The following is a 14,212-nucleotide window of genomic DNA, read 5'->3' as shown; positions in this document are numbered from 1 at the left end:
GATGATCAAAGCCGCGTTTTTCGATATCGACGGCACGCTGCTGAGCTTTAAGACCCATCGGATTCCGGCGTCGGCACAGCAGGTGCTCGACAGCTTTCATGAGCAGGGGATTGCGTGCGTGATCGCCACGGGTCGCCCGACCTACCAGATGCCCGATTGGCTGTTCAACTTGGGTTGGGATGCGTACATTACGCTTTCGGGCCAGCACTGTTTTGATGCCAAGGGCGTTTACCGTAGCTGCCCGATTGACCCGGACGACGTTGCGGTGATTGTGGACCAGGTGGCGCAGGGGCGCTATGACTCGCTGTGTATACAGGGCGAGAACTCGTTTGTGAACCGCCTGTCCGAGCGCGTGGTGACGGCAGGCAGCAACGCGGGAATCGTCTACCACGAGGAGCCGTTTGAACACGCCTTCGATGCGCCGGTTTACCAGTTCTGCGCCTTTGTGGATCCGGCCGACGAGCATATCGTGACCGATGCCGTGTCGCATTCGCTCACTACGCGCTGGTGTGACCTGTTCTGCGACATTATTCCGGCCAACGGCGGCAAGGACCTGGGTGTCGCGGCGACGCTGGAGCGCCTGGGTGTCGACGCGAGCGAGGCGATCGCCTTTGGCGATGGCGAGAACGACCTGTCGATGTTTTCCGCCGTGGGCACGAGCGTGGCCATGGGCAACGCGCAGGATACCGTGAAGGCCGCGGCGACCTACGTGACGACCGCCGTGGACGACGACGGCATCTACAACGCCGCGAAGCACTTTGGACTCGTGTAGCTGCGGGCCGGCACCTGGCACCTGGGGACATTCCTTGCGGGGCGTCCCCATTTTGTTTTCGTCCCGCACGTTTTGTGAAATGCGGCTAACTTTTAGGCAAAGTAGTAAGACATGGGCAACTTTTGCGGTAAAGTTAGCCGTGGAAAGTATCCAAAGGCTAACTAGCAATCATTGCGAAAGGCGGCCCATGGCCCTACGTGAATCCGGAGAAGACTATCTCGAATCGATCTACGTTCTGTCGCAACGTCAGGGCATCGTGCGCTCGATTGATGTTGCAGAGTACCTTGGCGTAACTAAGGCAAGCGTTTCAAAAGCTATGGCGACGTTGGAGAACAACGGCTACGTCGAAATGGGCAAGCGAGATGTTCATCTGACGGAGCGTGGTCTGGAGGTCGCTCGTCAAATGTGGGAGCGTCACTGCTTTTTCGTGGGGCTGCTGGAGGATGCGGGTGTTTCGGCTGAGGTCGCGTCGCAAGAGGGCTGCCACATGGAGCACTGCCTAAGCGAGGAAAGCTTCGAGAAGCTGAGGGCGATGCTGGGACGGGACGGTGCTTCGGCGCCAATAATGACCGACTAGCACTCCCGCAGCGGCGCGCCTCCCGCGCCGGAACGGCGCGGGACAGCGACCGAGATGAGTGGTCCCACCAACTAAGTCCAACTCAGACAAGGAACCCCACCAGCAAGCGATGCCCAAGAACCGCCAGCAACGTTACCGCAGGCCGGGGCCGGGCTTGGTTTTGAAAACATTCCGCAGACCAGAAGTGCCCCCGTTCGTAGCTCCGAAGGAGCAGAACGGGGGCACTTCATTGGTCGAGGACGTTTTCAAAACCAAGCCCGGCCCCGGCCGGACAGCCCACGAACGCTACAAGTTCTTGACACCCATCGCGCGCATGGCGTTCAGGATGGCGATGATCGCCACGCCCACGTCGCCAAAGACGGCAAGCCACATATTGGCGATGCCCAGCGCTGCCAGCACAAGGATCAGCAGCTTAATGCCCAGCGCAAAGATGATGTTCTGCCAAACAATCGACATGGTCTTGCGCGCCACGCGAATAGCGCGGGAGATGTTGGACGGCTTGTCATCCATGAGCACAACGTCGGCGGCCTCGATCGCAGCGTCGGAGCCCATGGCGCCCATGGCAATGCCCACGTCGGCGCGCGTAAGCACAGGCGCGTCGTTGATGCCGTCACCGACAAAGGCGAGCCTGCCCTTGCCACTTTCGGCCGCGAGCAGCGCTTCAACACGCTCGACCTTGTCGCCCGGCAGCAGCTGCGCGTGGAACTCGTCGAGGCCGAGCTGCTTGGCCACCGCAGCAGCCACTTCCTCGCGGTCGCCCGTGAGCATGACGGTGCGCTTGACGCCGGCGGAGTGCAGGTCGCGGACCGTCTGCTCGGCATCGGCCTTAACGGTGTCTGCAATCACGATGTGACCGGCGTACACGCCTTCAACGAGCACATGCAGGATCGTTCCGGCGACCTCGCAATCGGGCGATTTGGCTCCGGCCGCGGCGAGCATCTTTGCGTTGCCAACGACGACGTGCTTGCCGTCGATGATTGCCGTCACGCCGTGGCCCGCGTCGTTGGCGGAGTCGCTAACGCGCTTGGGGTCGACCTCGCCCTGGTAGGCGACACGCACGGACTGCGCGATGGGGTGATCGGAGAACGACTCCGCAAGGGCTGCGACCTCGAGCAACGACTGCTCGGTATAGCCTGCCTCGGGGTGCACCGCGACTACCGAGAACGTGCCGTTGGTGAGCGTGCCCGTTTTGTCGAAGACGACGGTATCCACGTCGGCGAGCGTCTCGAGGTAGTTGGAGCCCTTGATGAGAACGCCCAGCTTGGACGCGCCGCCGATGCCGCCAAAGAAACTCAACGGTACGCTGATCACGAGGGCGCACGGGCAGCTGACGACCAGGAAGGTCAGGCCGCGCAGAATCCAGTTGGACCAGGCGCCGGTGACCAGGCCGCCGCCGAGCGCGAGCACCGCGGCGGCTCCGGTGACGGCGGGGGTGTAGACGCGGGCAAAGCGCGTGATGAAGTTCTCGGTGCGCGCCTTCTTTTCGCTGGCGTTTTCAACGAGCTCCAGGACGCGCGCAACGGTGGACTCGCCAAAGGGCTTGGTGGTGCGCACGTGGATGAGGCCCGTCATGTTGATGCAGCCGCTGATGATATCGTCGCCGGACTTGGCGGGGCGGGGAACTGACTCGCCCGTGAGTGCGGCGGTGTCGAGCTGGGTTTCGCCCTCGACGATGACGCCGTCGATAGGCACGCGCTCGCCGGGCTTGACCACGATCACGGTGCCCACGGCGATGTCATCGGGAAAGACCTGTTCGAGCGTGCCGTCGGGCTGCTCGACGTTAGCGTAGTCGGGCGCGATGTCCATCATGGCGCTGATCGACTTGCGGCTCTTGCCCACGGCGTATGCCTGGAACAGCTCGCCGACCTGGTAGAACAGCATGACGGCGGCGCCTTCGGCCATGTGCGGGTCGGTATCGGGGAAGAACACCATGGCAAACGCGCCGATGGTCGCGACGGCCATGAGGAAGCTCTCGTCGAACGCCTTGCCGCGGCGGATGTTATTGAATGCCTTTTGCAGTACGTCGTAGCCCGCAATCAAAAACGGCACGAGGAACAGCGCGAAGCTGGCGTAGATGTTGCCCGGGGTGCCGAATGTGGCGGCGAGGGTGCCGAGCTCCTCGAGGGCGTACACCACCGCAAAAATGCCCAGCGCTACCAGGATGCGGTTGCGCTTGTGCTCAAGGGACTCTTTCTTCTTGCGCTTCTTCTTTTTCTTTTTGGGGTCGGCGGTGGCCATGACTCGTATCCTCCCATTTGAATGAATGAACACTCGCTCATATAATTTCGCGAGCAAAGGCCGCGGCAAGCGCGGCCTTGCAGGTTGGCGTAAACCTGGGCTAGAGAATAATCTCGCAGTCCGGCTCGGCGTCGGCCGTAAACTCAACAACGCGGTTGAGCACCTCGTCGAACTCAGCATCATCGGCCTCGAGCGTCAGCTTCTGGGTCATAAAGTTGACGGACACGGATTTAACGCCCTCGAGCTTGGCCAGCTCGTCCTGAAGCTCACGCGCGCAGTTGGCGCAGTCGATCTCGTCGAGTTTAAACTGCTTTTTCATGGTGGGTTCCTTTCCCTGTGTTAGCGGTCTGGGTGCCGGCCGCGCTGATACCGTGGTTGATTGCTATTCGCAGATATGGCTCATGCCCTGGTTAAGCATGGTGTAGACGTGATCGTCGGCGAGCGAGTAGAGAATGTTGCGGCCGTCGCGGCGGAACTTGACCAGGTGCGACTGCTTAAGCGTGCGCAGCTGGTGCGACACCGCAGACTGCGAGGTTGCGGTCGCTTCGGCGATGTCGGCCACGCAGAGCTCGCGGCCCATGAGGGCATAGAGAATCTTGATGCGCGTGGTGTCGCTGAAGACCTTGAACAGGTCGGCAAGGTCGTACAACAGCTCCTCGTCGGGAAGGTCCTCGGGCGAGCAGGTGGTGGGGACGATCGGCTCGGTGGCCTCGATGCCAGTCTTTGTTTCATCAGCGTGGCTGCTCATTGCAATATCCTTTCATATGAACATGCGCTCATATAACTTACTTCCGATTATATGAGCGCATGTTCATATGTCAATGACGTTCAGGTAATTCGTCGCACAAAATGATGGGGAATAGTGGACGAGATTCCGGACTGAGCGGTTTTGATAGCCGATGCCGGGGTGGGTGCCCCCGCGCCGTGCAAAAATTGGAGTATTCTGCAACTATAGGGGGTCCGTTAATCTATTCCAGGCCAAATAAAGCCGCTCAAGAGTTATCCAAGGGCGGTAAACAGACAAGGTCTTCCTCAAATGTTGCCTAACGTTCCCGTTCGATAGCGTTTTTGTTTCTCATTTGGATTAACTTGTGGGTGCTGGAGGGCCGACCCTGCTGAATACTCGCAATTTTGCACATCGCTAGGGTACCCACCTTGTTAGCCGGTCTAGCTTCCGGCCCCGAAGATTCTGCCCTCGGGCGCGAGGCTGCTTATTTGGGCAAATGATGGGCTGTCGGATTCGACAGTCTGCATGTCATCGATTGCCGGAGCCTCGTTAATCGTCGGATCGTCTAATGTGATGCCTTCGAGCATTGCTTTTTCGAGGTCGATTCTTTGACGCTCTTCGGAATCTTGGCGAAGCTCCTCCTGGATTCGTTTCTTCTCCTCAATAAATCGTCTGAGCACAAACAGTCTCAGGTCCTCTTGCATGATTCGAAAGTCTTTTGGCAGACGCGATGGGCGTATGTCTTCTTTCCGCTGGATTGCCTCCATGACCCTAACGAAAGAGCTGGCATGCATAAAGGAATAACGGCTGACGGTGATGATTCCGTACCCCATGGACGCAAGTGCGTTCTTGCGTTCTTCGTCGATGGCGCGGTCTTCTTCCGCGTCGTGATAAAAACCGTTGTATTCAATATCTGTTCGAGATCTCTTCAGATATGCATCCATAAAGAACTTTTTGCGTCTCGTGAGATTTTTTGCGGCGGCGGTGACCTGTACCTCGTAATCGGTCTCAATTCCCTTAATACCAAGTCCACCTTCGCTTTTGGGCAGCGTAAGCATCATGACAAAGGCCGTTTCCATGGGAGACCGGCATCCATCGCGTACACATTGAATCGCCTTTCGGGCAAGGGCCAAACCGTCACATCTGGTAATGGAATTAAAGAACTGCTTTAGCCTCTCGGTCGAGGTAAGCGCGAAACGCTCGGTATAGGAGGTTGAAGAGCCGGTTCCTAGGGAATAGGCGCCGCACAGTTCAAAGTAGTACTCCACTAGTTCGAGAAAAGGGAGATAGGTGGCGGCCTGAAGTGCACAAAGCTCAACACCAACAACGAAGATGCCTTCTCCGAGCTCTATAAAGCGTGAGTTTGAGAATCGCTTTGACGAAACGTGGCATCGACAGTTCATCGCGTAGCGTGCGTTCCTGCGATCAAACACCATTACCTCGAGGGGATCGTTTGCGTCGAGGGAAACATTGTGTTTGGTGAGCCATTCTGCGGCTGCGTCAAGGAGCGTTCCGGTGGGACATGATCCGTAAATCGCGGCAGGGTTACAGGGCTTGGTGTCTTTCGCAGACGCCGAATGCGCGGCCTGGTAGACCGCTTTTGCAGTGGTATGTGACAATACGATACTCATGGTATATATCGTGTCAGCTAATGCCGTGTTGATGGCGCTGAGTGGGAAAGTCGTTTTAGGGGCCTAACCAAATGCTGTCCAAAAGCTTGACGCAATTATGGGTTGGCACGCCTAAAATCAATGTTCTCGCAGCTTAGCTATAGCATATAAAAACTCAATTGCTGCACATTTGATATCGATGCATCACCATCCGACAACGAATTACGTGTCGGGAATTGGCCGAAATCGTTCAAAATGAGGGTTCAGAATTTGTGATGGCAGATCTATCTGTGGAACGTAGGGCGGCCCCGCTGCGGTGTTTCCCGCTGCGAGGCCGCTCGTGAGCAAGCAGTGTTTGTCGCAGGCGTTGCTATTTCGCGAATAGGTTCTTGAGGTTGAACTCGGCCTGTACCGTGCGGAGCATGAGGTCGGTGTCGTCCAGACCCAGATGCTGCTCGTTGGCGTCGGCGGCGAGGGTTCCGCGGCGGCGCGCCCAGTTCTCGAGTGCGGCGGGGGCGGACTCGCGGGGGAGCGAGCGCACATCGGCATCCAGGCTGCGGCAGATCTGGCGCGAGTCGATGACGATGATCTTACCCGCGCGGCGTGCCTCGGCGTAACCGTCCAGGTGAATCTTGAACCAGCTGTCCTCAAAGGCGGCGTTATGCGCCATGTACGGGTACTTCTTCATAAGCTTGAGCAGCTGCTTTTGCAGCTCCTTGTTCTCGCGGAAGGGCGTTTTGCCGTCGATGTCGTCCCAGGTAATGTGGTGGATATTCGACAGCGGCACATCTTCGCCGCGGTAGATGTCGGGCAGGCCGCAGTAGTGCGCCTCGGCGTCGTGCGGGATGGCGTCGCTGGTGAGTTCCATGATCTCCCAGCCCACGTTGATGATATAGCCGCGTTCGGGTGCACGGCCGGTGGTCTCGATGTCGATACCGAGCACGGTGCCCTGGATGGGCTTGCGGGCGTAGGCCACGCCGAGCGCGTCGCGGTCACCGCGGATCTCGCGCATAACGGACGCGGCGGTGCGCTTTTGCATCTTGCCGATGGCGGCGCAGGTGTCGGCGTCGGACAGGCCGCGCGAGAGCGTCGCGGGCGTCACATTGCGCAGGCGTGCCTCGCCAATCTGGTCGCAAAGGTCGCGGTTGCGGTCGGCCAGGTCGCGCACGGTGGCAAAGTCGAAGCCGGGGTCGTCCTCGGCAGTAAAATACTCGGTCTCGAGCACCTTGAGGGCCTCTTCGCCCTTCTGGCGCTCGGACTCCATGGCACCGTGATCGCCATAGATAAACATAGGGATAAACGGTTGGCGTTCGTATTCGAGTGCTTGCGAAACGTTCATAGGCTGCTCCTTGGATGGGCCGCGTCGCGCGGCTCAGGGTTACTGAGTTGTGGCGAGATGATAGTTTGCCATGGGCAACTATTGGCACCGCGCTCGGGACAACTACAATACCCTAGTTGACCGCTAGGACTTTTACAATGCTGCCGAAAGACACGAAAGGTTCCATCCGTCATGGATTTGCTGATTGATATTTTGCTCGACGCCGGCAAGGACACGCTGTCGCTGGTGCCGTTTTTGTTGGTGACGTATCTGGCCCTCGAGACCCTGGAACACGTCGCGGGTGACCGCGTTAACGGCGCCATCAAGCGCGCTGGTGCCGCGGGCCCCGTGGTTGGCTCGTTACTGGGCATGGTGCCGCAGTGCGGCTTTTCGGCAATGGCGGCCACGCTGTACGCCGGTCGTGTCGTGACCTTGGGCACGTTGGTGGCGGTGTTTCTTTCGACCTCCGATGAGATGCTGCCGCTGTTGCTCGCCGAGCAGGTGCCCGTGCAGACCATGGCGATGCTTTTGGCTTCGAAGGCACTGATCGCGCTGGTCACGGGCTTTATCGTGGACGCCGCCATTCGCGGCTTGCGTCGTAACGCTCGCGCGCATGCGACGATTCGCCGTACCGTGCTGGGAATCGCGGCCAACCCGGCCCACGTGAATTGCGCGCACGACGACCACACTGGCGGTGACATCATTGACGAGGTGGCCGAGGCGGGCGTGAGCGCCGATCACATCCATGAGCTGTGCGAGCGTGACCATTGCGGTTGCGATGATGATGAAGATGAACATGAGCGCGACCACGGACACAGCCATGATCACGGTCACATGGGCGAGCATGAGCACCACCACGGCCACAGCCACGACCACTCCCACGAGGGCGCGCCCGTTCTGTCAATTATCCGCAGTGCGATCTCGCACACCATACAGGTATCGGTATTCATTTTTCTGGTGACGCTGATTCTGGTCGCCGTGCTCGAGACATTCGGCGAATCGGCGATTGAGCAGTTCCTGCGCGGTAACGAGACGCTTGCGGTCCTGGGCTCGGCGCTTATCGGCTTGATTCCCAACTGCTCGGCCAGCGTCGTTATCACGCAGCTGTATCTGGAAGGTGCGCTGCAGCTGGCACCGATGCTCGCCGGCACGCTTATCTCCGCCGGCGTGGGCTACCTGGTGCTGTTCCGCACCAACCGCAGCGCCCGCGAAAACGTCGTGTTCCTGATTATGATGTACGTTATCGGCGCGGGCTGGGGTCTCATCCTTTCCGCCGTTGGTCTCTAAGTAGATGTTTGGGATAGGCCGTAAAAACTGGGGTATGCCGTAAAATCTACCGCCATGACTTGGGCGTTGGATGCGCGTCAATCGCCAAAACAAAAAGGTAGATTTTTAGGCATGTCCCAAAAATCTACCTTGGTTAGCGCAGTAGCTCGGTGAGGTTGCGTTTAAAGCGGATGCGGTCTTCGCTGGTAAATGCCGCCGGTCCGCGAGTGCGTCCGCCGGCGCGGCGCACCTTCTTTTCCTCGTGGCGAATAAACAGCTGCATGTCGATGGTCGCTTTGTCGTAGACGCGCCCGCGCACACCGATGGCGGCGGCATCGCGCCCGAGCACCATGCTCGCCAAGCCAATGTCCTGCGTCACGACCACGTCGCCCGCCTGCAGGCGTTCGACAATGGCAAAGTCGGCGCTGTCGGCGCCCACGCTCACATCGAGCGTCGTGACCCAAAAGCCGCGTCGCGCGTGCTCGGCATCGCGCGGGTCGTCGCGGCGAATGTGCCGTTCCAGGTTTTGCGTGCTGTTGCCGGCGATAACAACGGCGACGCCCGCCCGCCGCGCGCAGTCAATCGACTCGCGCGTGACCGGGCAGGCGTCTGCATCGATAAAGAGCGTTCGCGGCATCTAGTGCACCAGTTTGCCAAATTGAATAGCGCGGACAATGAGCGTTACGCCAAACACCAGCAGCGCGGCGCCGCTAAAGATGACGAGCATCTTTGCCGACCACAGCGGATAGATAAACACGAACATGCCGGCGATGATGGAGAGCGCGCCGCTCAGGATGGCGAGGGCGCGGTTGGACGAAAGCTCGGACTCCAGAATGGACATGACACCTTCGACAATCCAGCCAAAGCCGGCCACGATAACCACCATCGTGGTGAGCGTCGCGGTCGAGAAGGCCTGGTTGCGCAGGATTATGACGCCGCCCAAGATAATGAGTAGGTTGGAGATGATGCTCGTCACGCGCCAGCCGGTGGGCAGCAGCGGCTCAAAAATGGCAGTGAACAGCCTGATGGCAGCGGTGATTACAAAGTAAAAACCCAGGATGGTCGTCAAAAAGACGAGGGACTTGGCGGGTGCAAAAAGCAGCGCGATACCAGCAATGAGTGCCACGACGCCCGTGATGGCGTAGATCCAGCGCACGGCCTTGACGGCTTTGCCCGCCATGCTTTTCTCGTCAAATCCAAACTGGCTCGATTTTTGGTCATCGTTCTTAAAGATGCCCATAACGTCTCCTTTCCGTGTGGTGCACGTCGCGTCCATTGCTCTCCGTGCGGCGTACGCCAAAAGTGCTGCAACAAGTATCGCCCAAGGGCGCCGATGCATGGGGCGGGAAGGACGAATTGCCGCCCCACATTCCCGAACTGTTACTTTTGTTCCCGCTTCAGTGAGGATTAATCAACAGCTGTAGAACATTACGCCGCTGTATGTAATTGCCTGCGTTTTAGGTTAGATTTTCCTAAGGACAATTGGCTTGTATTGGGGGTCCCTATGAACGAAGCAGTTCCCGAGGCGCCGGTAAGCGCTGAGTCGATGGCAAAGCAAGGTTGCGAAAAGCTCGGCTTGGACGCGTTTGATGCGTTGGTTCGCCGCGCCCGCACGTGCCGTCGCTTTGACGAGTCCATGCGCGTGCCGCGTGAGTTTTTGCTCGAGCTGGCGGAGCTGGCGCACCTGACCCCGTGTGGTGCCAATGCTCAGCGTCTGCGTTTTCATGCGGTAAGCGGTGCAGAGGACTGCGCGCGTGTATTTGACGAGCTCGCATGGGCCGGCGCACTTAAGGATTGGCCGGGTCCTGCCGAGGGCGAGCGCCCGACCGGCTACATCGCGATTCTGGCTGAGCGCGCCGTTCCGGGCAAGCCTGCCGCTCCCATTACCGAGGTCGACACAGGCATTGCCGCGCAGACGATGATGCTCGCCGCCCGCAGCGCCACGCCCGAGGTGGCAGCCTGCATGTTCAAGGCCTTTACGCCCCATGCGATCGATGCCATGGGGCTCGATAACGACAAGTATGAGCTCAAGCTGATCATGGCGTTTGGCATTCCGGCCGAGACACAGGTGATCGATGCGATCGATTCCAACCCCGACGGCTCCATCAATTATTGGCGCGACGAGGCGCGGCTGCACCACGTACCCAAGCGTCCGCTTGCCGACGTGCTGCTGTAGTTGTGCGTCGTTGCGGTGCAATCCGGCGGCAAAATCACCACAAAGGCTCCTGTCCCCTTTGTGGTGGTACGAGGGGAGGGTGTGTGGCAGATCTGTATTTGGTGCGTCATGGGCAGACTGAGCTCAATGTGCAGAGCATTTTGCAGGGCTGGCACGATTCGCCGCTTACGGCGCGCGGGCGCGAGCAGGCGCTGACGGCGCGTACGGCGTTTGCGGCGCGTGGCGTGGCCTTTGATCATGTGTATTCCTCGCCGTTGGGCCGGGCGCGGCATACGGCCGAGCTTATCGTTGGCGAGGGCCGTTCCATTGAGCTGGTCGATGACCTACGCGAGTGGCATTTGGGCTCGCTGGAGGGCACATCAAATCGTGATATGCCGCCGCAGCCCTGGGGCGATTATCCGGTCGCGTTTGGCGGCGAGTCGGAAGTGCAGCTCCAGTCGCGTATGGTCGCGGTGCTGTCGCGCATTATGGCCCGCCCCCAGCATAACTGCGTGCTGGCAGTCTCCCACGGCTCAGCCTGCCAGGAGTTTCTTGAGTATGTGACTGGCAGGGGAGAGCTACCCGACAACGGTGCCGTGCTTCATTTTTGCTATTGCAACGGGGCGTTTTCGCTCCTTGATTGGTAACGAACGAAAGGACCCCTATGAATAAAGACCTGTATCTGGTTCGTCATGGGCAGACAATATTCAACCTTAAGCGCATTATTCAGGGTTGGAGTGACTCGCCGCTCACGCAGCTGGGATGCGACCAGGCGGCGCGTGCCGGCATGTTCTTGCGTGCGCGCGGCATTGAGCCCGATCATGCCTACACCTCCACACTTCATCGCACCGAGCAGACTATCGCCAACCTGTGGCCGGGCTTGGCGTATGAGCGCCTGGACGGCCTGCGTGAGTGGTTCTTTGGCGACTTTGAGGCCGAGCGCGTGATGCTCATGCCCGAGCGCCCGTGGCGCGACTTCTATCGCCAGTTTGGCGGCGAGGGCCAGATGCAGGTGCGCGAGCGCATGGTGGCGACGTTGACCGATCTTATGCGTCGCCCGGACCACGAGTGCGTGCTCGCGGTGAGCCACGGCTCGGCCATCAAGGAGTTCATGGACCACGTGAAGGGTGCGGCGGCCGACGAGCGCGATCGTGTGCCGGGCAACTGCTCGGTGCTACATTTCGTGTTTGACGACGAGGCCGGTACGTTTGAGCTGATTGAGATTTTTACGCAGGAGGATTACGCGCGCGAGCTGGGGCTTGAACCGCTTGTGGCTACTGCAGGTCCGCAGCGCGGATAACGCGAGCGCGGCGGCGCGGGTCGCCGGCATAGCTTCTCGACGCAAAAGGGGCGGAGATGCATGTACCTGCTGCATCTCCGCCCCCTGTTTGTTGAGCTGCCGATTTTTGTGTTGGGCGCTCTGGTCTTGCTAGAACCGCGCGACCTGGTGCGTGAACAGACCTGTCGGAACCTGCGGTGCGGCGCCGCTGACCTGCGCGGCGGGGAAGAGCACGGCAACGGTAAAGTTGAACGGCTCCTTGCCGGTGTACGTTCCGGCGGCACGGGTCTCATCGGCCAGCAGCTGCGACGCCCCGGTCAGAGCAGCGGCGTAGGCGGGGTCGTCGGCCAGTGCCGGCTCCGGTGCTTGGTCGAGCATAGCGCGGATGGCCCCGACGGCGTCCTCGCGCTTGACCTCCCACGCGCGGTGCGTAATGCCCGCGGGGTCGGTGACGGCGTAGAGCGACGCGCCCTCTTTGGCGGCGCCCAGGATGATATCCATGACGGGCGAGGCCTCGTAGGCGAGCGACACGGGGCGCGGCTGCACCTTGAGCTCGGCGATCGCGCGCGCGGCGGCGGCCACGTCAGCGCTGGCATCGCCCTTGTCGCCCGCAAGTACACTCGTCGGGCAGATCGCCACGACACCCGTCACGCGTCCCGGCTCACCCGAGCATTCGTACACGTAATACGCCGCACCCGGGTCCTTGAGCATCAGGCCATCGGCAAGGGCTCCGCGCAGAGCATCGTTGCCGCTCAGGATGCTGCCCATTGCAGGCAGCGCCTCGAGCACGCGGTCCTGAGCCGGGCGGATGCAGGGAAACGGAAGTGCTTTCATGGGCGGTCCTAACGCACGAGTCGGTTTGTTCGCGGCTTATTATGCCCCAACTTGGCCGCTCGCGTCCCAGAGCACGTTATCGGCGAGCGCGATTAGCACCTGCTGACAACGAACGATATCGGCATGGGGCACATATTCGTTGGGCTTGTGCGCGAGTGCGAGCGACCCGGGACCGTAGCTCATGCAATTGCGGTTGCCTGTCTTGCCGGCAATGACGGCGGTGTCGGTGTAGCCGGTAAAGAAGCCGACGGTCGTGTCCGCGTCCGTCACGTCATCGGCGGCACGCTTGAGCGCTGCTAGAAGGGGAGAGTTCGGGTCGCGCTCGATGGCGGGGCGGTCGCCCGTCACGGTGTGGCTGCCGTGGCAACCGGGAACGGCGGCTTCGGCGACGGCGATGGCCTGCTCTACCATGCGCGTCGCGGCGGCCGTATCGGTCGGCGGGGTCAGACGCATGTCGACCCAGACTTTGGCGCGGTCGGGCACGACATAGGGGCGATATCCGCCCTCGATTTGGCCAAACGTGATGGTCGAAGACCCCAGCTCATCGTGCGCGGGCAGCGCCACAAACGCGCGACGGAGCGAACACACGACCTCGGCCATGGCGGCGACGGCATCCGTGCCCTTCCACGGCTGGCTCGCATGCGCCGTTACGCCAGCCATTTCAATCTCGAACCACGTGCGCCCCTTGTGCGCCACCTGGATCTGTCCGTCGGTGGGTTCGGTGTCCAGCACCCATTCACGCGAGCCGACCCAGCCGGCATCGATCGCGGCCTCTGAGCCGCGCATAAAGTCTTCCTCGTCGACCGAGCAGATGAGCGAAAAGCCGCGGCGGGGCAACGCGCCATCCGCCGCCACGCGCTCGAGCGTATGGACCAGTGCGGCAATGGCGCAGGCCAGGCCGCTCTTCATGTCGCAGGCGCCACGGCCATAGAGTTTATCGTCGCGCACAACCGCCCCAAGCGGTGCGATGTCTGCGTCCCAGCCATCGCCCAAGGTGACGGTATCCATGTGGCAGATATAGACCAGCCGCGGCTCGTCGCTTTGGCCCGGCACGGTGACTATAAGGTTGCGGCGCCCGGGCAGCACTTCGAGCTCCTCAATCTGCACGGCATCGAGCGCAGAACTATCAAGTTGTGCCAGCTGCTGCTCAATGAGCCTCTTAATGAAGCGCTCAATTTCATCCTCATACGCGCCCGGGTCTGAGCTGTCGATCCGCACGAGCTCCTGCGCAAGCCGCCAGGCAAAGTCCTCATCAACCATATGCAACCTCACAATCAGTTTGCTTTCCAAACCGATTGTAAGCCTCCTGAGAGATTCGCGACGCGCGCGCAGCAGCATTTACCGTTCGCAGGCCGAGCCAGCGCGTTTGCCGTCCGAGCGGGTTTACAAACGGCGCGGTGGGTACGTAGCCTTTATGGACGACATGCTGTGTGACA

The 14,212-nt window shown here is 60.3% G+C and carries 15 protein-coding genes; 6 read left to right on the top strand and 9 right to left on the bottom strand.

Annotated elements, in window-relative coordinates:
• The first annotated feature begins 1 nt into the window (after position 1).
• A complete protein-coding gene (locus tag AAAX32_RS04650; RefSeq protein ID WP_349100133.1) occupies positions 2 to 772 on the top strand; it encodes a Cof-type HAD-IIB family hydrolase in 771 nt (256 codons plus the stop codon).
• Positions 773 to 959: 187 nt separating this feature from the next.
• Positions 960 to 1,349, top strand: a complete 390-nt coding sequence (locus tag AAAX32_RS04645) for a metal-dependent transcriptional regulator (RefSeq protein WP_035137287.1) — start codon at positions 960 to 962, stop codon at positions 1,347 to 1,349.
• 285 nt (positions 1,350 to 1,634) lie between these two features.
• Here the strand turns inward: AAAX32_RS04645 and AAAX32_RS04640 are convergent, their stop codons facing one another.
• From AAAX32_RS04640 to AAAX32_RS04620, 5 genes are all read right to left on the bottom strand, one after another.
• Positions 1,635 to 3,587: a heavy metal translocating P-type ATPase gene (locus AAAX32_RS04640; RefSeq protein WP_349100132.1), complete on the bottom strand. Its 1,953-nt coding sequence runs from the start codon at positions 3,585 to 3,587 to the stop codon at positions 1,635 to 1,637.
• 100 nt (positions 3,588 to 3,687) lie between these two features.
• Positions 3,688 to 3,906 (bottom strand): heavy metal-associated domain-containing protein, encoded by a 219-nt coding sequence (locus AAAX32_RS04635; protein ID WP_035137286.1) that lies wholly within the window; start codon positions 3,904 to 3,906, stop codon positions 3,688 to 3,690.
• Between the two features lie 63 nt (positions 3,907 to 3,969).
• Positions 3,970 to 4,335 (bottom strand): metalloregulator ArsR/SmtB family transcription factor, encoded by a 366-nt coding sequence (locus AAAX32_RS04630; protein WP_055252065.1) that lies wholly within the window; start codon positions 4,333 to 4,335, stop codon positions 3,970 to 3,972.
• Between the two features lie 419 nt (positions 4,336 to 4,754).
• Positions 4,755 to 5,945: a hypothetical protein gene (locus tag AAAX32_RS04625; protein WP_349100131.1), complete on the bottom strand. Its 1,191-nt coding sequence runs from the start codon at positions 5,943 to 5,945 to the stop codon at positions 4,755 to 4,757.
• A 349-nt stretch (positions 5,946 to 6,294) separates the two neighbouring features.
• On the bottom strand, positions 6,295 to 7,263 hold the full coding sequence (locus tag AAAX32_RS04620; RefSeq protein ID WP_349100130.1) for a 3'-5' exonuclease: 969 nt from the start codon (positions 7,261 to 7,263) through the stop codon (positions 6,295 to 6,297).
• Between the two features lie 171 nt (positions 7,264 to 7,434).
• Between AAAX32_RS04620 and AAAX32_RS04615 the strand changes: the two genes are divergently transcribed.
• On the top strand, positions 7,435 to 8,529 hold the full coding sequence (locus AAAX32_RS04615; protein ID WP_349100129.1) for a putative manganese transporter: 1,095 nt from the start codon (positions 7,435 to 7,437) through the stop codon (positions 8,527 to 8,529).
• 133 nt (positions 8,530 to 8,662) lie between these two features.
• Here the strand turns inward: AAAX32_RS04615 and AAAX32_RS04610 are convergent, their stop codons facing one another.
• Positions 8,663 to 9,145: a DUF188 domain-containing protein gene (locus AAAX32_RS04610; RefSeq protein WP_349100128.1), complete on the bottom strand. Its 483-nt coding sequence runs from the start codon at positions 9,143 to 9,145 to the stop codon at positions 8,663 to 8,665.
• Complete coding sequence (locus AAAX32_RS04605) at positions 9,146 to 9,748, bottom strand: DUF308 domain-containing protein (protein ID WP_349100127.1); 603 nt, start codon at positions 9,746 to 9,748, stop codon at positions 9,146 to 9,148.
• A 264-nt stretch (positions 9,749 to 10,012) separates the two neighbouring features.
• Between AAAX32_RS04605 and AAAX32_RS04600 the strand changes: the two genes are divergently transcribed.
• From AAAX32_RS04600 to AAAX32_RS04590, 3 genes are all read left to right on the top strand, one after another.
• Entirely contained in the window at positions 10,013 to 10,684 is a 672-nt protein-coding gene (locus AAAX32_RS04600; protein WP_349100126.1) for a nitroreductase family protein, read from the top strand.
• An 83-nt stretch (positions 10,685 to 10,767) separates the two neighbouring features.
• Positions 10,768 to 11,310: a histidine phosphatase family protein gene (locus tag AAAX32_RS04595; RefSeq protein ID WP_349100125.1), complete on the top strand. Its 543-nt coding sequence runs from the start codon at positions 10,768 to 10,770 to the stop codon at positions 11,308 to 11,310.
• A 17-nt stretch (positions 11,311 to 11,327) separates the two neighbouring features.
• The gene (locus AAAX32_RS04590) at positions 11,328 to 11,963 is read left to right on the top strand and encodes a histidine phosphatase family protein (protein WP_349100124.1); all 636 of its coding nucleotides are present in this window, start codon (positions 11,328 to 11,330) and stop codon (positions 11,961 to 11,963) included.
• Between the two features lie 129 nt (positions 11,964 to 12,092).
• Here AAAX32_RS04590 and AAAX32_RS04585 read toward each other — a convergent pair whose 3' ends face one another.
• Both AAAX32_RS04585 and AAAX32_RS04580 read right to left on the bottom strand, forming a co-directional pair.
• On the bottom strand, positions 12,093 to 12,776 hold the full coding sequence (locus AAAX32_RS04585) for a DUF1015 family protein (protein ID WP_349100123.1): 684 nt from the start codon (positions 12,774 to 12,776) through the stop codon (positions 12,093 to 12,095).
• 39 nt (positions 12,777 to 12,815) lie between these two features.
• Positions 12,816 to 14,036, bottom strand: coding sequence for a M20 family metallopeptidase (locus AAAX32_RS04580; RefSeq protein WP_349100122.1), 1,221 nt, complete (start codon positions 14,034 to 14,036; stop codon positions 12,816 to 12,818).
• Between the last annotated feature and the right edge of the window lie 176 nt (positions 14,037 to 14,212).

Source organism: Collinsella sp. CLA-ER-H3, from assembly GCF_040092425.1.
In the GTDB taxonomy this organism is placed as follows: domain Bacteria; phylum Actinomycetota; class Coriobacteriia; order Coriobacteriales; family Coriobacteriaceae; genus Collinsella.
This window is presented reverse-complemented; position numbering and strand designations above follow the sequence as displayed.

Coding starts and splice junctions, on each gene's coding strand:
- AAAX32_RS04650 (WP_349100133.1), top strand. CDS start 2: ATGATCAAAGCCGCGTTTTTCGATATCGACGGCACGCTGCTGAGCTTT.
- AAAX32_RS04645 (WP_035137287.1), top strand. CDS start 960: ATGGCCCTACGTGAATCCGGAGAAGACTATCTCGAATCGATCTACGTT.
- AAAX32_RS04640 (WP_349100132.1), bottom strand. CDS start 3,587: ATGGCCACCGCCGACCCCAAAAAGAAAAAGAAGAAGCGCAAGAAGAAA.
- AAAX32_RS04635 (WP_035137286.1), bottom strand. CDS start 3,906: ATGAAAAAGCAGTTTAAACTCGACGAGATCGACTGCGCCAACTGCGCG.
- AAAX32_RS04630 (WP_055252065.1), bottom strand. CDS start 4,335: ATGAGCAGCCACGCTGATGAAACAAAGACTGGCATCGAGGCCACCGAG.
- AAAX32_RS04625 (WP_349100131.1), bottom strand. CDS start 5,945: ATGAGTATCGTATTGTCACATACCACTGCAAAAGCGGTCTACCAGGCC.
- AAAX32_RS04620 (WP_349100130.1), bottom strand. CDS start 7,263: ATGAACGTTTCGCAAGCACTCGAATACGAACGCCAACCGTTTATCCCT.
- AAAX32_RS04615 (WP_349100129.1), top strand. CDS start 7,435: ATGGATTTGCTGATTGATATTTTGCTCGACGCCGGCAAGGACACGCTG.
- AAAX32_RS04610 (WP_349100128.1), bottom strand. CDS start 9,145: ATGCCGCGAACGCTCTTTATCGATGCAGACGCCTGCCCGGTCACGCGC.
- AAAX32_RS04605 (WP_349100127.1), bottom strand. CDS start 9,748: ATGGGCATCTTTAAGAACGATGACCAAAAATCGAGCCAGTTTGGATTT.
- AAAX32_RS04600 (WP_349100126.1), top strand. CDS start 10,013: ATGAACGAAGCAGTTCCCGAGGCGCCGGTAAGCGCTGAGTCGATGGCA.
- AAAX32_RS04590 (WP_349100124.1), top strand. CDS start 11,328: ATGAATAAAGACCTGTATCTGGTTCGTCATGGGCAGACAATATTCAAC.
- AAAX32_RS04585 (WP_349100123.1), bottom strand. CDS start 12,776: ATGAAAGCACTTCCGTTTCCCTGCATCCGCCCGGCTCAGGACCGCGTG.
- AAAX32_RS04580 (WP_349100122.1), bottom strand. CDS start 14,036: ATGGTTGATGAGGACTTTGCCTGGCGGCTTGCGCAGGAGCTCGTGCGG.